The 18244-nt window shown below is 44.8% G+C and carries 13 protein-coding genes and 1 tRNA gene; 10 read left to right on the top strand and 4 right to left on the bottom strand.

Going from position 1 to position 18244, the window contains the following annotated elements; genetic code table 11:
• Positions 1–34: 34 nt before the first annotated feature.
• Positions 35–898, bottom strand: a complete 864-nt coding sequence (locus tag SM121_RS02745; RefSeq protein WP_320911101.1) for an RluA family pseudouridine synthase — start codon at positions 896–898, stop codon at positions 35–37.
• A 103-nt stretch (positions 899–1001) separates the two neighbouring features.
• Between SM121_RS02745 and pbp2a the strand changes: the two genes are divergently transcribed.
• Complete coding sequence (gene pbp2a, locus SM121_RS02750) at positions 1002–3236, top strand: penicillin-binding protein PBP2A (RefSeq protein ID WP_151379257.1); 2235 nt, start codon at positions 1002–1004, stop codon at positions 3234–3236.
• Between the two features lie 41 nt (positions 3237–3277).
• Here pbp2a and ypfJ read toward each other — a convergent pair whose 3' ends face one another.
• A complete protein-coding gene (ypfJ, locus tag SM121_RS02755; protein WP_151379258.1) occupies positions 3278–4189 on the bottom strand; it encodes a KPN_02809 family neutral zinc metallopeptidase in 912 nt (303 codons plus the stop codon).
• A 144-nt stretch (positions 4190–4333) separates the two neighbouring features.
• On the opposite strand from ypfJ, the gene rpmG reads away from it, so the two are divergent.
• The 3 genes from rpmG to nusG all read left to right on the top strand — a co-directional run bounded on the left by rpmG (position 4334) and on the right by nusG (position 5579).
• Positions 4334–4486 carry a 50S ribosomal protein L33 gene (gene rpmG, locus SM121_RS02760; protein WP_003009043.1) on the top strand — a complete coding sequence of 51 codons (153 nt, stop codon included), beginning with the start codon at positions 4334–4336 and terminating at the stop codon, positions 4484–4486.
• 9 nt (positions 4487–4495) lie between these two features.
• Positions 4496–4672: a preprotein translocase subunit SecE gene (secE, locus tag SM121_RS02765; protein WP_003002261.1), complete on the top strand. Its 177-nt coding sequence runs from the start codon at positions 4496–4498 to the stop codon at positions 4670–4672.
• Between the two features lie 370 nt (positions 4673–5042).
• A complete protein-coding gene (nusG, locus tag SM121_RS02770) occupies positions 5043–5579 on the top strand; it encodes a transcription termination/antitermination protein NusG (RefSeq protein WP_003002077.1) in 537 nt (178 codons plus the stop codon).
• A gap of 298 nt (positions 5580–5877) precedes the next feature.
• Here the strand turns inward: nusG and SM121_RS02775 are convergent.
• Positions 5878–5948: transfer RNA gene (locus SM121_RS02775), tRNA-Cys, on the bottom strand.
• Positions 5949–6201: 253 nt separating this feature from the next.
• Between SM121_RS02775 and rpsB the strand changes: the two genes are divergently transcribed.
• The 3 genes from rpsB (at position 6202) to SM121_RS02790 (ending at position 9537) form a co-directional block, all read left to right on the top strand.
• A complete protein-coding gene (gene rpsB, locus SM121_RS02780) occupies positions 6202–6984 on the top strand; it encodes a 30S ribosomal protein S2 (protein ID WP_003002189.1) in 783 nt (260 codons plus the stop codon).
• An 82-nt stretch (positions 6985–7066) separates the two neighbouring features.
• On the top strand, positions 7067–8107 hold the full coding sequence (gene tsf, locus SM121_RS02785; RefSeq protein ID WP_320911102.1) for a translation elongation factor Ts: 1041 nt from the start codon (positions 7067–7069) through the stop codon (positions 8105–8107).
• Between the two features lie 81 nt (positions 8108–8188).
• A protein-coding gene (locus SM121_RS02790) for an IS3 family transposase (RefSeq protein ID WP_320910627.1) occupies positions 8189–9537 on the top strand; the annotation gives its coding sequence in 2 pieces (ribosomal slippage) (positions 8189–8630 and positions 8630–9537; 1350 coding nt in all).
• 515 nt (positions 9538–10052) lie between these two features.
• On the opposite strand, the gene SM121_RS02795 is transcribed toward SM121_RS02790, so the two are convergent.
• Entirely contained in the window at positions 10053–10523 is a 471-nt protein-coding gene (locus SM121_RS02795; protein WP_003012690.1) for a COG2426 family protein, read from the bottom strand.
• Positions 10524–10691: 168 nt separating this feature from the next.
• Here SM121_RS02795 and SM121_RS02800 point away from each other — a divergent pair, with 168 nt between their 5' ends.
• The 3 genes from SM121_RS02800 to SM121_RS09720 all read left to right on the top strand — a co-directional run bounded on the left by SM121_RS02800 (position 10692) and on the right by SM121_RS09720 (position 18236).
• Positions 10692–11213 (top strand): Dps family protein, encoded by a 522-nt coding sequence (locus SM121_RS02800; RefSeq protein ID WP_003001978.1) that lies wholly within the window; start codon positions 10692–10694, stop codon positions 11211–11213.
• Between the two features lie 216 nt (positions 11214–11429).
• Positions 11430–17438 (top strand): Ig-like domain-containing protein, encoded by a 6009-nt coding sequence (locus tag SM121_RS02805; protein ID WP_407073054.1) that lies wholly within the window; start codon positions 11430–11432, stop codon positions 17436–17438.
• 249 nt (positions 17439–17687) lie between these two features.
• Entirely contained in the window at positions 17688–18236 is a 549-nt protein-coding gene (locus SM121_RS09720; protein WP_407073055.1) for an LPXTG cell wall anchor domain-containing protein, read from the top strand.
• Positions 18237–18244: the final 8 nt, after the last annotated feature.

Raw genomic sequence — 18244 nt, forward strand, 5'->3', positions numbered from 1 at the left:
ACATTCTCCAAAGAAGCCCTATGGCTTCTTTTTTTCAATCTTTCAACCCTTCTTCAAAACTCTTGGAAGGGGCTTCGACTTGGATGGTTTCAAGGGTTAATGGATTGGTAAAGGTCAAGCGGTGAGCATGGAGCATGAGTCGTTCTCCGCGTGCAGGGTTATAGAGAGGATCCCCGACAATCGGGTGCCCATGATGGGATAGATGAACCCGGATCTGATGGGTACGCCCCGTCTTGAGCTGGCATTTGACCAGGCTGTTTCGCCCGATTTTTTTCAGTTGCGTCACCTGGGTTTCTGCATACTGCCCCTTGCGTGGATCGACCAGGCGCTTGCGCCGATCGTGGCGATCGCGTCCGATTTTATCCTTGTAGACGATGGTTTTTTGTGCTAAGCTACCTTGGATCAAGGCCCAGTACTCGCGTTGGATGTTTTTATCTTCCAAAATGCGGTTGAGAATGGGCAGGATAAAAGGATTTTTGGCAAATAAAATCGCCCCGCTGGTTTCCTTGTCTAGGCGGTGCACGACGTAGCAGGTGGATCCAACATAGCTGGAAACATGGTTGAGAAGAGCAATTTCTGTCGGCTCATTGGCATGGGTTTTCATGCCTTCAGGCTTATTAACGATGATGACATGCTCATCCTGATAGAGTTCTTCAACCAGACTCGGATCTCCGGCTGGGAGCTCTTTTTCAGGGTAATCATCTGTGTCAAAGATCAGCTGGATCTGGTCTCCTTTTTGAACGGGGCTCTGCCAGTTGATGGTCTCGCCATTGACCAAGACGTGCTTCTTGGTTCGTAAAAAATGCCGGATCTTACGGGGAATGAGGAAGTAGTCCTCAAGCAGCTCTTTCACAGTCATCTGGGGAAAGGATTGTGGGATGGTAAATTGATAGTTCATGACCCTATTGTAGCAAAATCTAAGCTTAAAGAAAACTAAATGGGAGAAGGGAATGAGCGATCTTTTCTTGCTAGGACAAGGATAAGGTGTTAAAATAACAGATATGAATAGAATAAAAGAATTATTTGAAAACCTGATCACTTTTTTTAGAAAGGATCATCCCCCAAAAGCGGTGGCAGAAGAAGTGCCAGAAACAGAACTACAGGAAGAGACAGTAGAGCCAACCTATAGTCGCTCAGGCAAGCACAAAAGCAAGCCCCTCTCTCAGCACCCCTTCCGTCGTTTTTGGCGCCGCTTCCATTTGACCAAGATTCTCCTGATCATTGGGCTAGGCTTTAGCCTCTTGACAGGGGGCTATCTCTTCTACCTCGCTAAGACGACCAACGTCAAGGATTTGCAGAGTGCACTGAAGGCGACCACCATTATCTATGATAAGAATGGGGACCAGGCGGGAAGTTTGACCGGGCAAAAAGGAACCTATGTCGAACTCGATGCCATTAGTGAGAATCTGCAAAATGCCGTGGTCGCAACAGAGGACCGGAGCTTTTACAAGAATAACGGGATCAACTATGGTCGCTTCTTCTTAGCGATTTTGACCCTGGGTCGCTCAGGTGGTGGTTCGACTATCACCCAGCAGCTAGCCAAGAATGCTTATCTGTCTCAGGATCAGACGGTGGAACGCAAGGCCAAGGAATTCTTCCTAGCGCTTGAAATCAATAAGAAATACAGTAAAAAAGAGATCCTCACCATGTACCTCAACAATGCCTATTTTGGAAATGGGGTTTGGGGAATTGAGGATGCTTCCAAGAAGTATTTTGGGGTTTCAGCTAGTCAATTAAGCCTGGATCAGTCCGCGGTACTCGCCGGTATGCTCAAGGGGCCTGAAATCTATAATCCGCTCTATTCGGTAGAGAATGCGACCAATCGCCGCAATACTGTCCTCCAAAATATGGTGGCAGCTGGCTATATTGACCAGAAAACAGCTGATCAGTCTGCTGCTGTCGATATCCATGGCCAGCTGGTCGATGCCTATGAAGGCAAGTCGGAGGATTACCGCTACCCATCCTATTTTGATGCGGTTATCAATGAAGCGGTCAATAAATACGGCTTGACCGAAGAAGACATTGTCAAAAATGGCTACCGGATCTACACCGAGCTGGATCAGAATTACCAAGCAAGCATGCAGGTGATCTATGACAATACGGCCCTCTTCCCAGTAGCGGAAGACGGCACGCGCGCGGAATCTGGTAGTGTCGCCCTCGATCCTAAGACCGGAGGGGTTCGGGCTCTCGTAGGGCGTGTCGGAAGCGATCAAAATCCAGGTTTCCGTACCTACAACTACGCTACCCAGGCTGCCCGTAGTCCGGGATCAACCATCAAACCATTAGTCGTCTATAGCCCAGCTGTTGCTGAAGGTTGGTCGACTAATAAGGAGTTGGACAATAGTACCACCCAATATGGAAGCTATGAGGTTAATAACTATGCGGGAATCCAGTCGAGCCCAACGGTACCAATGTACCAGGCTTTGGCAGAATCCCTTAACCTTCCAGCCGTAGCAACGGCGAATGAATTGGGTCTCGATACGGTCTTTGAATACGGGAAAAAATTCGGGCTCAACATGGACAAGGTGGACAAGTCGCTTGCCGTTGCCTTGGGAGCCGGTGTGACAACCAATCCAATGCAGATGGCACAAGCTTATGGGACCTTCGCCAATGGTGGGGTCATGAATGATGCCCATCTCATTACCAAGATTGAAAATGCAAGTGGACAAGTGGTCAAGAGTCACAGTCAGAAATCAACACGGGTGCTTAGTGGATCCACAACGGATAAGATGACCAATATGATGCTGGGGACCTTCAGTAATGGTACAGGGGTCAACGCTGCACCATATGGTTATACTATGGCAGGGAAAACTGGTACGACAGAGACCAGCTTTAACAAGGATCTCTCTGGAGACCAATGGGTAATCGGCTACACGCCAGATGTTGTCATCAGTCAATGGCTTGGTTTCCCAACGACCGATGAAGGTCATTACCTAACCGATAGTAGTGCTGGGACGGCGTCGGAGATCTTTCGTAATGTCGCAAGCAGTGTCCTGCCTTATACAGACGGTACTCAGTTTGACTCGGTGAAGAACTCCTATGCTGAAAATGGTATTGCGCCAGTCGGAGAAGAAACGACAGAAACAGATAGCAAAGAAGACAAAGGTTTCTTTGAGGATGTCAAAGAGAAGGCATCGAATATGGTCGATGATGCGAAAAAAGCAATCGACGAAGCCGATATCCCAGGAAAAGCGAAAAACGCTTGGGATACCTTCAAAGGCTGGCTTGGTTTCTAATCAAAAAAACGATTCAGAACTTCTTCTGAATCGTTTTGTATTTAAAGTTCACTATCTGACAAGCTAAAGGTATCGCCGTGTTGCAAATCTCCGTACTGGTAGCCCCGTTTGAACCAGCGCATGCGTTGCTCTGAGGTCCCGTGGGTAAAGCTATCTGGCACCGAGTAGCCGTAAGCTTGCTCCTGGAGAGTGTCGTCACCGACCGCATGGGCCGCATTCATGGCTTCTTCGATATCACCGATATCTAGAAGGTTTCGGTCTTGAATGGAACGGGCCCAGACACCTGCTAGATAGTCGGCTTGCAGCTCGATGCGAACGCTGATGGCATTTCGTTCCTTTTCAGAAAGTCCTTGCTGCATACGATGGTATTTGCCAAGGATTCCCAGCTCATTTTGTACGTGGTGGCCGACTTCGTGGGCGATGACGTAGGCCATGGCAAAGTCCCCGCTGGCCTTGTATTTAGTTGTCAATTCCTTATAGAAGCTCATGTCCAAATAAATTTTCTTGTCGGTTGGACAGTAGAAGGGACCAGCCGATGCTTGCCCAACCCCACAGCCTGTCTTTGTCCGTCCGGTATAGAAGACTAGCTTAGGCTCTTGGTAGGTCCGTCCTTCGGCTTGAAAGACCTTGTGCCAATGATCTTCTGTTGTCCCAAGGACTTTGCTGACGAACTGGGCATCTGCATCGTCTACATGGGTCTTGTTGGTGCGCGTGACTTGGGTGGACTGGTAAGGCTGAGAAGAAGTCCCATTTCCAAAGAGACCCCCAAGGCTAGCTCCCCCTCCTAGAAGAACCATGAGAAGGATGATGATGATTTTACTCTTGAAGCTTCCGGGCGATAGCAAAATTTGTAAAATGCCCCCGCCAAGGTTACTGTTGCCGGAAGACTGGGAGTAGCTTTGCCCTCGACGGTCTTCGATATTTCTACTTTCTTTTAGGTTATCACTTTTCATATTCGTCTCCTTTTATTTTATTTTACCAAAAATGAAGTGAAAACCAGAGTGATAACGCTTTAGATTTACTTTTTTCTTGACAGAAGGGTTTCTGTCCTTGTCAAAACGTGGAAAACTTGCTATAATGAGGTGAACGGAGGCGTTATGGCATTAAAAAAAGCAAGTCTAGCGTGTACGGTTTGTGGGTCACGCAATTACTCCATTAAGTTGAGTGGGACGCCAAAACCAACACGTTTAGAAGTTAATAAATTCTGCAAACATTGCAGCAAATATACCATCCATAAAGAAACACGATAGGAGAGAGTTGTGAAATTCATTAAAGATATTTTCGTCTTACTAAAAGATACAACTTGGCCAAATCGCAAGGAAAGATGGAAAAACTTTATCTCAGTGATTGAGTACACCGCTTTCTTTGTTGCATTGATTTATTTATTCGACAAAGTCATTGCACGTGGCCTATTGCACATGATCAATTTCTTTTAAGAAAAGAAGCCATGAGGCTGGGCAAAAACTGTCCAGCCTTTGATGTTTGATAGGAATAACTACAAGACGCAGTGGCTGATTGCTCAAAGCACTGCTTTGAGGTGGCGGATAAAACTTGCGAAGCAAGTATCCTAAGTCTTTGTTCGCTCTTCAACCTCTTCAACCTCTTCAACCTCTTCAACCTCTTTAAATTTCTTGGAATTCTTTCCCACTCCCACTTTTGTGCTCTTTTCTAAAAAATAAATCAGCAAACCTCTTTGCATTCCTGCAAAATGTGGTATAATGAAGCTAGGAAAAGGAAAGCCAAGAGGCTTTTTTTAGTGTGTTCACAAAAGCTCGAGCAGGCTAAACAGAAAGAAAGGATGCCCAAATGGACAGTTTTGATAAAGGCTGGTTTGTATTACAAACCTACTCAGGATATGAAAACAAGGTAAAAGAGAATCTTTTGCAACGTGCGCAAACTTACAATATGTTAGAAAACATCTTGCGCGTAGAGATTCCGACTCAAACCGTACAAGTTGAGAAAAACGGTAAAACAAAAGAAATCGAAGAAAACCGCTTCCCAGGTTATGTCTTGGTTGAAATGGTCATGACAGATGAAGCTTGGTTTGTTGTTCGGAATACACCGAACGTTACTGGTTTCGTTGGATCCCACGGGAACCGTTCAAAACCAACTCCATTGTTGGAAGAAGAAATCCGCAGCATCTTGCTCTCTATGGGTCAAACCGTTCAAGAGTTTGATTTGGATGTCAAGGTGGGCGATACAGTTCGCATCATCGACGGTGCTTTCACAGACTATACTGGTAAGATCACTGAAATTGATAACAACAAGGTGAAAATGGTCATTTCTATGTTCGGTAACGATACGGTTGCAGAAGTAAACTTGAACCAAATTGCTGAATTGTAAGAAAGCGAGAACCCTCCAAGAAAAACTTGGAGGGTTCATTTCTTCGATGTTATTTCAGATCGGAAATAACTTTTAAGTACTTGATAGTTGCAGCAGATAGGACAATTACGATTTTATCATTTTGAGGGGAACCTTGGTTTACATAGAGTATTTGTTAGGATTTTTTGAGGTGTGCTTGGCATAGAAGAGGAAAGCTTTAGGAAAACCATCATTAAGAAAGGACCCAAAGTGCAACAAAAAACCCCTATTGCTAGGGGAATTTTTAAAAGATAAAAGATGATAAAAAATTTTATTATCAAGGCGGTAGACGGATTTGAACCGACGATCAAGCTTTTGCAGAGCCGTGCCTTACCACTTGGCTATACCGCCATAACATATAATATTGTAACCTAAAAAACAAGATAGGTCAAGAAAAACTTTTTGCTTCAAATTATTGTAGATGAAGAATGGTGAAAAAATCTCTCAAATAACTTGCGAATTCTAGTGATTTCTGCTATACTTATAGAGTTGTCTAAGACAGCAAATACTCATCTCGGATCCATTGTGGCACCGTTGCCCTTGTGGTCGTGCTGCAAGTTGACGTCTGAGAGAGGAGAAAAAAACAAAAAAGGAGAAACTACTCATGGCAGTAATTTCAATGAAACAACTTCTTGAGGCTGGTGTACACTTCGGTCACCAAACTCGTCGCTGGAACCCTAAGATGGCTAAGTACATCTTCACAGAACGTAACGGAATCCACGTGATCGACTTGCAACAAACTGTAAAATATGCAGACCAAGCATACGACTTCATGCGTGATGCAGCTGCAAACGATGCAGTCATCTTGTTTGTAGGTACTAAGAAACAAGCTGCTGATGCTGTTGCAGAAGAAGCTGTTCGTGCAGGTCAATACTTCATCAACCACCGTTGGTTGGGTGGAACTCTTACTAACTGGGGAACAATCCAAAAACGTATCGCTCGTTTGAAAGAAATCAAACGCATGGAAGAAGATGGAACTTTTGAAGTTCTTCCTAAGAAAGAAGTTGCATTGTTGAACAAACAACGCGCTCGTCTTGAAAAATTCTTGGGCGGTATCGAAGACATGCCTCGTATCCCAGACGTAATGTACGTTGTGGATCCACATAAAGAACAAATCGCTGTTAAAGAAGCTAAGAAATTGGGTATCCCAGTTGTAGCGATGGTCGACACAAACACTGACCCAGATGATATCGATGTTATCATCCCAGCGAACGATGACGCTATCCGCGCTGTTAAATTGATCACTGCGAAAATGGCTGACGCTGTTATCGAAGGACGTCAAGGTGAAGACAGTGTTGCTACAGTAGAAGCTGAATTGGCAGCTACTGAAGGTCAAGCTGATTCAATCGAAGAAATCGTTGAAGTTGTAGAAGGCGACAACGCTTAATTTCATTCAATAAGTAACGAACCTAAGAGGGCAGGGCTCAGCCCGACCCTCTTATTTTATTAAAAAATATAGGAGAACAAAAATGGCAGAAATTACAGCTAAGCTTGTAAAAGAATTGCGTGAAAAATCTGGTGCCGGTGTCATGGACGCTAAAAAGGCATTGGTTGAAGTTGAAGGTGATATCGAAAAAGCGATCGAATTGCTTCGCGAAAAAGGTATGGCTAAAGCAGCTAAGAAAGCTGACCGTGTTGCCGCTGAAGGTTTGACTGGTGTTTATGTCAATGGTAACGTTGCAGCAGTTGTTGAAGTAAACGCTGAAACTGACTTTGTTGCGAAAAACGCTCAATTCGTTGAATTGGTAAACGCAACAGCGAAAGTGATCGCTGAAGGTAAACCAGCTAACAACGAAGAAGCTCTTGCTTTGACAATGCCTTCAGGTGAAACTCTTGAAGCTGCATACGTATCTGCAACAGCTACAATCGGTGAAAAAATTTCATTCCGTCGTTTTGCTTTGCTTGAAAAAACAGATGCACAACACTTCGGTGCTTACCAACACAACGGTGGACGTATCGGTGTTATCTCTGTAATCGAAGGTGGAGACGAAGCACTTGCTAAACAAATCTCAATGCACATTGCTGCAATGAAACCAACTGTTCTTTCATATAAAGAATTGGATGAACAATTCGTGAAAGATGAATTGGCACAATTGAACCACGTCATCGACCAAGATAACGAAAGCCGTGCAATGGTTGGTAAACCAGCTCTTCCACACTTGAAGTATGGTTCTAAAGCTCAATTGACTGACGAAGTGGTTGCTCAAGCTGAAGAAGATATCAAAGCTGAATTGGCAGCTGAAGGTAAACCAGAAAAAATCTGGGATAAAATCATACCAGGTAAAATGGACCGCTTCTTCTTGGACAACACGAAAGTTGACCAAGCCTACACTCTTCTTGCTCAAGTTTACATCATGGATGACAGCAAGACAGTGGAAGCTTACCTTGAATCAGTAACTGCTTCAGTTGTTGAATTCGTTCGCTTTGAAGTTGGTGAAGGTATTGAAAAAGCTTCAAATGACTTTGAAGCAGAAGTTGCAGCTACAATGGCAGCAGCTCTTAACAACTAAGAATAAAAAAAGAGGTTTCGAAGGTGTGAACTGCACCCTAAAAGTTAGACAGAAAAATCTAATTTTTGGGGTGCTTTTATTATGAAATTAACTTTTGAAGATAAAGTTCAAATATATGAATCAAGAAAGCAAGGAGAGAGTTTTAGGCGACTTTCAAATCAATTTGGGATAAAGATTTCTAATCTTCAGTACATGATTAAATTGATTGATCGTTATGGAATAGAAATCGTAAAAAAAGGAAAGAATTGTTACTATTCTCCTGAACTAAAACGAGAAATCATTGATAAAGTCTTACTTGAAGGTCGTTCACAAAGAAGTGTAAGCCTTGATTATGCTCTCCCAAACCAAGGAATGCTTCCAAATTGGCTGGCACAATACAAGAAAAATGGGTATACTATTGTTGAGAAAACAAGAGGAAGGATACCTAAAATGGGACGTAAGCCAAAGAAGAAACCTGAAGAGATGACTGAGTTAGAGCGTCTTCAAGCAGAAAATGAATACCTGAGAGCGGAGAATGCTGTTCTAAAAAAGTTGAGAGAACTCCGATTGAAGGAGGAAAAAGAGAAAGAAGAAAGACAGAAATTGTTCAAGAATTAATCACTGAGTTTTCGTTAGATATTCTTCTAAAGGCCATTAAACTCGCTCGTTCGACCTACTATTATCATTTGAAACAGCTAGACAAACCAGATAAGGATCAAGGGCTTAAAGCTGAAATCCAATCTATTTTTACTGAACACAAGGGAAATTATGGTTATCGTCGGATACATTTAGAATTAAGAAATCGTGGCTTTTTGGTCAATCATAAGAGGGTTCAGCGGTTGATGAATGTCCTCAATTTACAAGCTAGAATCCGGCAGAAGCGAAAGTATTCTTCTCACAAAGGAGATATTGGTAAGAAAGCCGACAACCTTATTCAACGCCAGTTTGAAGCTTCAAAACCAATGGAAAAGTGCTACACAGATGTGACAGAATTTGCCATTCCAGCAAGCACTCAAAAACTCTACTTATCACCAGTATTAGATGGTTTTAACAGTGAAATCGTCGCTTATAATCTTTCGACGTCGCCAAATTTAGAACAAGTGAAAGCTATGTTAGACCAGGCCTTTACTGAGAATCATTACACAAATACAATTCTCCATAGTGATCAAGGATGGCAGTATCAACACCAGTATTATCATCGTTTTTTAGAGGATAAAGGAATTCAACCGTCCATGTCACGTAAGGGTAACAGCCCAGACAACGGCATGATGGAATCCTTCTTTGGCATTCTTAAGTCCGAAATGTTTTATGGGTATGAGAAGACGTTTCAGTCACTTGAGCAATTAGAACAAGCTATTGTAGACTACATTGATTATTACAACAATAAACGAATTAAGGTCAAACTAAAAGGACTCAGTCCTGTGCAATACAGAACTAAATCCTTTGTGTAAATTCATTGTCTAACTTTTTGGGGTCAGTACAAGGAAACCTCTTTTTTGTAAGATAAATTCATCTAAATAACTTTCCTTAGGTGAGTACGGACGTAAGCGAACTTCAAAGAAGTTCCATGACTAAATTAAGATACAAAGGGCGTTCGCGGATAAAGTCAAAATAGGAAGTTTGATGCAGAATCTTTAGATTCTAGGAAGACTTATCTTTTTGACACGATCCGCAGCCCGTGTTCAATTCGTTTTGAATCCATTCGCTTTTCAAATTTTAGGCTCATGCTAAAACAGTTCCCCGAACTGTTTTACTTCCAAAACTCCCGAGTGCTAGAAACATGATAGTTTCTAGCACTTTTCTCACAGCGGAAAGTTTTAGTAGATGACTGAGTAATTCTAATAAATAAATTTTTTTGTTTTATAGAATTTATTAGATTTGAAAAAAACAGTTTGTCTATACTCTTAGAGGAACGGAAACTTCTTTTTTGTAAGTAAAAACTGAAGCCGTTGCTTCAGTCTTTTGCTTAATGTGCGAAGGTATCGATTCCTAAAAGTAGGGAAAGGGTTCCCATGATGAGGCCGGCTAGGATTACCCCTAGCATGACAGCAAGACTACTGCGTTTGAAGTCCCAGTCAAGGATGGAAGCAGCAAGGGCACCAGTCCAGGCTCCAGTTCCGGGAAGAGGAATTCCAACGAAAAGCAACAAGGCCCAGAAAATACCTTTATCTCCCGCAGCTTTCTCTAATTTTTGTCCGCCTCTATGCCCCTTATTTAGACACCAGCTAAAAAAACCTCCGATGACTGGTTTTTTTGCGCCCCAGGTGAGAATATGGCGGGCGAAAAAGAAGATCAGAGGGACGGGGAGAAGATTTCCGATCACTCCGATCAGGAGTGCTGTCCATAAGGGAATGCCATTTGCAATGGCAAAAGGGATGGCTCCACGCAACTCAACGAGAGGAACCATAGAGATCAGGAAGGTAAATATATATTTCATTGGTAATGCCTTTCGATTAGTCTTCTTTATTCTATCGTATCTTCTTCTAATTGGCAACAATTCCAGCTTTGGAATGATCTTTTTAAATCTTTTATCTTGACTTTCTGATGGAGGAAGCATATAATAAAGACATAGTTAATTAGAATCATTATAAAAAGGAGAAATAACATGACAACTATGAAACATGAAGCAGCTACTGATGTAGCAACTTTTGCGCCTTCTAATAAAGAAACTCTTCCAGAAACAAAAGCCCTCTTGAACCAAGTGGTAGCAGATCTCTACGTGGCTCACATTGCTCTTCACCAAGTACACTGGTACATGCGTGGACGTGGCTTTATGGTCTGGCATCCAAAAATGGACGAATACATGGACAGTTTGGATGCAACCTTGGATGAAGTGAGCGAACGCTTGATCACTCTTGGTGGTGCGCCATATTCTAGCATGACTGAATTTTTGGAACACAGCAATATTGAGGAACGCCGTGGAACATTTACAAAAAATGTAGAAGAAAGCTTGACTCGTGTTCTTGAAATCTTCCATTACCTTGACGGCCTTTACCAAAAAGCTTTGGATGTTACTGACGCTGAAGGCGACGATGTAACCAACGATATCTTTGTTGGGGCTAAAGCAGAACTTGAAAAGAACATTTGGATGGTGGCTGCTGAACTTGGTCAAGAACCAGGATTATAAGATCATAAAAAAAATAGAAGCCGTTGGCTTCTATTTTTTTGCTTCGTAGGAGATTTCCACTAATTAAAGGAGTTCTTAATCTAACTATAGTTGGAGCGAAATCGAGGCCTATCGCTCCTATTTTTTTGGTATAGTTAATATGTGATTTTCTGTAAGCGTTCGCAGGTATAAGAAAGCGCTTACAAATTGAATGGTTAATCCTAAGAGGAGGTTTTTATGGGAAAGTCTTTTTTTGAAAAGCGTCCTGTTTTTAGTATTCGTAAGCTCTCAGTTGGAGCTTGTTCTGTTGTGATTGGGATTTCTGCCTTGGGTCTTTCAAGGGTCCATGCGGAAGAAAAGCCAGCCCTCGAAAGTGAGCCGACTTCAATGGAGGCACCAGGTGTTGTGACGGGAAACTCAGAAACGAAAGTTCCTGAAGCTGTTGCAAGGGTTTCAGAAGCTCCAGCTGTCATCACCCCTACCAGAGCTGAGGAAAAGCCAGCGCCTCAAGACGAAGGCCAGCCCGTTTCAGTTTCATCTGAGCGTGGTACAGGAACGGAAGCAACAGCTGCTCCAGATCAAAATCGTGTAGCGGAGGATATTGTGCAAGATCGAGAACGTGATTTTAATAAAGATTGGTATTTTAAATTAAATGCGGCTCCTGGTGCAGAAGGGCGTCAAGTGGATGTCAAGGATTGGAAAAAATTAGATCTTCCTCATGACTGGTCTATTTTCTTTGATTTCGATCACAACTCTCCTGCTCAAAATGAAGGGGGGCAATTAAACGGAGGGGATGCTTGGTATCGAAAGACCTTCCGTTTGGACGATAAAGATCTAGATAAGAAGGTCCGCTTGGAATTTGGCGGGGTTTACATGGATTCCAAAGTCTATGTAAACGGACAATTCGTCGGTCATTATCCAAATGGCTACAATGCCTTTTCTTATGATATTACTCCTTATTTGAATGCGGATGGAAGCGAGAATACCATCGCCGTTCATGTGGTCAATCAACAACCAAGTAGCCGTTGGTATTCTGGTAGCGGGATTTACCGGGATGTTAAGCTGAGTGTGATGGACAAGGTTCATTTAGCGCAGTATGGGACTACGATTACGACCCCTCAGTTGGAGAAACAGCAAGATGGGGCAGTGGATACAGTGGTGAAGAGTCGCATTGTCAACCAGGATGATCAAGTCCATAGTATTTATGTGGAATATGAAATTGTCGATCAAAATGGCCAAGTGGTGAGCGAAAAAACACGCAGTGAAGCACAAGCTGTTCTAGCAGGTCAAGAAATCAACCTATCTCAAACCCTCCATGTTGAAAAACCAACCCTCTGGGATGTGAAAACGGATCATCCAGCTCTCTATACCTTGTATACGCGTGTTTATCGGGATTCGCAGTTGGTCGATGTGCAAAAGGAACGCTTTGGTTATCGCTATCTCAACTGGACGCCAGAAGGTGGCTTCTTCCTGAATGGGGTGGCGACGAAATTCCACGGGGTATCCCTTCACCATGACCACGGGGCTCTTGGAGCTGAGGAAAATTACAAGGCTGAATACCGTCGTCTCAAACAGATGAAGGACATGGGAGTCAATGCGATCCGGACGACCCACAACCCAGCCAGTGAACAAACCTTAAAAATTGCAGCTGAGTTGGGCTTGATGGTCCAAGAAGAAGCTTTTGATACCTGGTATGGTGGCAAGAAACAATACGATTACGGTCGTTTCTTTGAAAAAGATGCCACTCACCCAGAAGCTCGTAAGGGGGATACTTGGTCAGATTACGATCTACGGACCATGGTAGAGCGGGGCAAGAACAATCCAGCTATTGTCATGTGGTCAATCGGTAACGAAGTCGGTGAAGCAGATGGATCAGACAAATCTGTCGCAACTGTTCGTCGGTTGGTCAAGACCATCAAAGACGTGGATGCAACCCGCTATGTCACTATGGGAGCTGATAAATTCCGCTTTGGTGATGGATCAGGAGGCCATGAAAAGGTAGCAGCAGAGCTCGATGCGGTTGGATTTAACTATTCAGAAGCCAACTATGAAAGCTTACGGGCCAAACATCCAAACTGGCTCATTTATGGATCAGAAACCTCTTCTGCAACGCGGACACGGGGCTCATACTATCATCCTGAAAGAGAATGGGTCGGCAGCAACCAAGAAGACCGCCATTATGAACAATCAGACTACGGCAATGACCGGGTTGGTTGGGGTCGGACAGCAACCGCCTCTTGGACCTTTGACCGTGATCATGCCGGCTATGCAGGACAATTTATCTGGACCGGTACGGACTATATCGGTGAGCCAACCCCATGGCACAACCAAAATGATACACCTGTGAAAAGTTCTTATTTCGGTATTGTAGATACTGCCGGCCTTCTAAAGAATGATTTTTACCTTTACCAAAGTCAATGGGTATCGGCTGAGAAACATCCAATGGTGCATCTCTTACCACATTGGAACTGGGACAATCCAGAATTAGCCAATCGTGTCATGGATGAAGAAGGACGGATCCCTGTTCGTGCCTTCTCCAATGCCCGCAGTGTGGAATTGATTGTCAATGGGAAATCACAAGGAGTCAAGACCTTTACTAAGAAGACCACAGCAGATGGCCGGACCTACCAAGAAGGGGCAAATCCGGATGAACTCTATCTAGAGTGGTTAGTCCCTTATGTACCAGGCAAGGTGGAAGCTATTGCCCGCAACGAAGCAGGAGAAGTGATTGCCCGCGATCAGATTAAAACAGCTGGGAAGCCAGCCGGTGTTCGTCTGTTGAAAGAAGAACACGCCATTGCAGCAGACGGCAAGGATTTGACCTATATTACCTATGAAATCGTCGATGAAGAAGGTCGTGTGGTCCCAACTGCCAATAACTTGGTGCATTTCCATCTGCATGGACAAGGTCAAATTGTCGGTGTCGATAATGGGGAACAAGCCAGCCGGGAACGCTACAAAGCGCAGGAAGATGGCTCATGGCAACGTCGGGCCTTTAACGGCAAAGGGGTTGTCATTGTCAAATCAACGGAGCAAGCAGGTGCCTTTACCCTGTATGCAGACTCAGACCGCTTGCAGTCAGACCAAGTCAGCCTCTTTACTGGTAAGAAGGACCAGGAAGAACGCTCTGTCTTGGGAGTCGAACCGGTTCGAACTCAAGTGTACTTGGGACAAAATCCTGAACTTCCAAGTCACGTATCTGTTGTTTATAGTGATGGCAAGGCCCAAGAAGAAGCCGTTGAATGGGATGCAGCAGACTATAGTCGTGCTGGCCAAGTCCGGGTGACAGGTCATGTTCAAGGACGGACGGTCGAAGCTCTGGTCGATGTGATCGGTGTGGAGCAAGTCCTTCCAGTTATCAAACAAATCCCACAGGGAGCAGATCTAGCGACAGTGGATAAGACTGTGCAATTGGTCTTCACAGATGGCCGAACAGTTAGCTATGAAGTTGATCAATGGACCTTGGAAGCTGGTCAAGAAGATCAGTTGTCCACACCAGGTGCTCGCTTGAAGGCGACAGGTCTCCTAGGCAATGGGGAAGCCGTCCAAGCGACGCTAGTGGTTGCAGGTGGAACAGTCAGCAAGGCTAAGAAACCAACTGTGCAGCTAGATGGGGTAGCCCTTCCAAAATTTGGTAGTGGCAATCATACTATTTTCCGTCCGCTGGCTTATGGGCAAGAGCCTGGTCAAGTCACAGCAAGTGCAGAAAATGCCCAAGTGACGGTCCTACAAGCTAGCCGCGAAAATGGTTTGAAGGCTCAAATCTTTGTGGCTGCTCAGGATACGGGAGCTGTCCAGACCTATGTGGTCCAATTCCAAGAAGAAAGTCCACAGATCCAGCGCCTAGAATTGCGTCTGCCAGAAGGACAGGAACTCAAGGAAGACCAAACGGTACCACTTGAAGTCATTGCCCATTACCAAGATGGTAGCCAGGCAAGTTTCAAAGCAGATCAAATCGATGTGAAGACAAGAGCTGGTAGTCAAGGAAAAGCGGTCGCAAGCAAGAAAGGTTTGGAACTACGGGAAGCAGGATTGATTCATTTACAAGCTAGCTTCCAAGGACAAACAGGGGAATTAACCTTTACCATCACGCCAAATCCAGAAGAAAAGACAGTTGTCAAGGTGCGTCCTGTACGGATCAGCACCGATCGAAACGTTTTGCCAGCTCTTCCAGAGACCGTCTTGGTCGAGTATGATAAGGGATTCCCGAAAGAAAAACGTGTGACCTGGGATGCCGTAACCGCAGATCAAGTCAAGGATTATCATAGCTTTACAGTCACAGGTCATGTAGAGGGTGTGGAAAAAGAAGCCCAAGCTCAAGTAACGGTTGAAGGCATTATCGCTGTAGAAGAAGTCAGCACGACAACGCCAGTTGGTGAAAAACCAGCCCTTCCAGAAAGCGTGCGGACTTATCACTCCAATGGCAAGACCTATGCTGCCAAGGTGGCCTGGGATGCGGTCGATCCGCAACTCTTGGCCCAAGAAGGAGAAGTTGTCCTAGCCGGTCGTGTAGAAGGAACCAACCTTCCAACCCGTCTTCATATTCGTGTTTCTAGCACCACAGTCAAGGGAGCCAATGTAGCAGAGCAATGGACAGGATCAGTCTTGCCACTCGCCTTTGCAAGTGACTCTAACGATGCGGATCCAGTTGCTAAGGTCAATGATAAGGTCATCTCCTTTACCGATGCTCCAGCTAACCGTTGGACCAACTGGGGCCGTGATAATGCGGAAGATTCTGTCGGTATCTTGTTTGGGGATTCTGGTATCTTGACTAAGCGAGCAGTGGACAACCTCCATGTTGGTTTCCATGAAGACCACGGCGTTGGCGCTCCAAGTGAGTATGTGATTGAGTACTATACAGGGGAACAAATCCCAACGGTTCCAAACAATCCAAATCGTGTTAAAGACGAAACAGACCATCCATTTAACAATCCAGCTAACTGGAAAGAAGTCAGCAACCTAACCGTTGAAGAACCGGTAGCAGCTGGTAAGATGAATCATTTCAGTTTTGATAAAGTCTACACCTATGCTGTTCGTATCCGTATGAAGACGCCAGAAGGCAAACGTGGAAGCTCTATTTCAGAGATTCAGATCTTTGCCAATAAGGTTGCGGCAGAAGAAAAGAGCCAGGTGACCATTCGCGTCAATGGCGATGTATTGCCAGGTGTCAACCCAAGTGTGACCGATTACTACATCGATGCGCGTGATCGGGCTTATCCACAAGTGGAAGCGACAGCCAGCCATCACGGCCTTGCAACGGTTGTCCCAAGCGTCCATGAAGGGGAGCCAATCCGTGTCATCCATAAAGCGGAAGACGGCACCATCTTACAAGAATACCGCCTCCATCTCACAAGCGATGCAGAAAAACTGAAACAAGCTGCTCCAGTAGCAGTGGAAGCAGGTAGCCGCTTTGTGAAAGTCGGTCAAGATCTGGTTCTACCATCTACCATAGGTGTCTACTTCAAAGGGGACACAGGTTACGAACGCAAGGAACTTACGGTGGACTGGCAGGCTATCCCAGCTGATGCACTTTCTCATGAAGGCAGCTTCACGTTAGAAGGAAAGGTCCTCGGCTATGATTTGACAGCTCAGCTGACCCTCCGTGTGTCCGAAAAGACAGGAGAAATCCTATCTGTGAACCGTGACTACAATGCAGAGGATACCAGAGCATTTGCTAGTGAAACAAACGATCTCGATCCAAATCAAATCGACTATATCGATTACATCAATGATGGTGGCTACAACGAGTACTACCGTTGGACCAACTGGAAGAGAGAGCCGGATCAAACAGAAGTGTTTGCTGGTCTCATCTTCAAGAAAAATGGTCAAGTAACAGAGCGCTTGGTCAATAAAGTAGCGGTCGACTTTTTTGCAGATCAGGAAACAGGTCTGCCAACGAAAACGGTTCTTGAACGCTACATTGGTCCAGACTTTGATGTCCCAGATGATTATGGCAATCTGAAAAATCTTCCAGATCATCCATTTAACCAGGCCTCTAACTGGGAAGAAATCCCGTATAGTTTGGATTATGCCTTTGAACCTGGTTATATCTCTAACCTCAGCTTCAACGAAACCAGAACCAAAGCCATCCGTTTAAGAATGGTCCGTGATGAACATCTAAAAGGAATTGGAATCGTTGAATTGAGTGCCTATGCCCCAACAGAAGAGGCCCAGGCAACAACTGATGTCACGATCCAAGTGAATGGCAAAGACCTAGAAGGTTTTAAACCGGATGTGACAGATTAGCATCTAGAGTATGAGGGAGACCGTCCAATCGTTTCAGCACAAGGCAAGAATGGAACAGCCGTTACGGTCATCGATGCTAAAAGTGCCAATGCTCCGGTTCTTGTCAAGGTTGTCTCAGAAGATGGCAAGCTTGAAAAAGTATATCAACTTTCTCTATCCGCAAAAGCACCTACAGGCTCGGCCATTCCTGAAGAAGGAGTTAAGAATCTGGTCCATACCAAACCAGAGTTGGTGATTGAGCCAGAAGAGATGGACTTTGAACGCTTAGAACGTCCAAATGTGGAACTTCCAAAAGGTGAGAAACGTGTGGTTCAAGAAGGTCAAAAAGGCCGCAAATTGCGCTTGGTGGAAGTCTCTCAAGAAAATGGTGTGGAAAGCCGGAAGGAACTGGATGCCTTTGTAGAGCTAGATCCAGTGGCAGAAATCACAGAGGTGGGCACAAAAGAAGTACTTCCAGACACTCCACAACCAGAGCCACAGCCAGAGCCACAACCAGATCCACAACCGCTTCCGGACCCAGAGCGTCCTCATGTCTCAGAAGGACCAGTAGCTACCGCAACTCCTCAAACATCTCTTGAGGTCAAAGCGGTACGCCAGGAAGGGACGGATGCAGTAGGGAAGGAAGTCGAGAAAACAGCTCAAACACCAGCAGTTTCAGCTGCTCCAGTTTCCGAAGGTAGATTACCAAATACGGGAACGGAAGAAAGTGTCGCAAGCCTCGTTGCTGGAATCCTAGCGGCGGGCCTTGCCAGTGCTGTGCTGGACGATCAGAAAAAAAGAGCCAATAAGGCCAAGTAAAACAGCTA

The sequence above is a fragment of the Streptococcus sp. S1 genome (genome assembly GCF_034137685.1).
Lineage (GTDB): Bacteria > Bacillota > Bacilli > Lactobacillales > Streptococcaceae > Streptococcus > Streptococcus dentalis.

What these genes read in the sequence shown, in the direction of transcription:
- SM121_RS02800 (WP_003001978.1), top strand. Translation starts at nt 10,692, where the DNA reads ATGACAACTATGAAACATGAAGCAGCTACTGATGTAGCAACTTTTGCG.
- tsf (WP_320911102.1), top strand. Translation starts at nt 7,067, where the DNA reads ATGGCAGAAATTACAGCTAAGCTTGTAAAAGAATTGCGTGAAAAATCT.
- SM121_RS02795 (WP_003012690.1), bottom strand. Translation starts at nt 10,523, where the DNA reads ATGAAATATATATTTACCTTCCTGATCTCTATGGTTCCTCTCGTTGAG.
- nusG (WP_003002077.1), top strand. Translation starts at nt 5,043, where the DNA reads ATGGACAGTTTTGATAAAGGCTGGTTTGTATTACAAACCTACTCAGGA.
- ypfJ (WP_151379258.1), bottom strand. Translation starts at nt 4,189, where the DNA reads ATGAAAAGTGATAACCTAAAAGAAAGTAGAAATATCGAAGACCGTCGA.
- rpsB (WP_003002189.1), top strand. Translation starts at nt 6,202, where the DNA reads ATGGCAGTAATTTCAATGAAACAACTTCTTGAGGCTGGTGTACACTTC.
- rpmG (WP_003009043.1), top strand. Translation starts at nt 4,334, where the DNA reads ATGGCATTAAAAAAAGCAAGTCTAGCGTGTACGGTTTGTGGGTCACGC.
- SM121_RS02745 (WP_320911101.1), bottom strand. Translation starts at nt 898, where the DNA reads ATGAACTATCAATTTACCATCCCACAATCCTTTCCCCAGATGACTGTG.
- SM121_RS02805 (WP_407073054.1), top strand. Translation starts at nt 11,430, where the DNA reads ATGGGAAAGTCTTTTTTTGAAAAGCGTCCTGTTTTTAGTATTCGTAAG.
- pbp2a (WP_151379257.1), top strand. Translation starts at nt 1,002, where the DNA reads ATGAATAGAATAAAAGAATTATTTGAAAACCTGATCACTTTTTTTAGA.
- SM121_RS09720 (WP_407073055.1), top strand. Translation starts at nt 17,688, where the DNA reads ATGGACTTTGAACGCTTAGAACGTCCAAATGTGGAACTTCCAAAAGGT.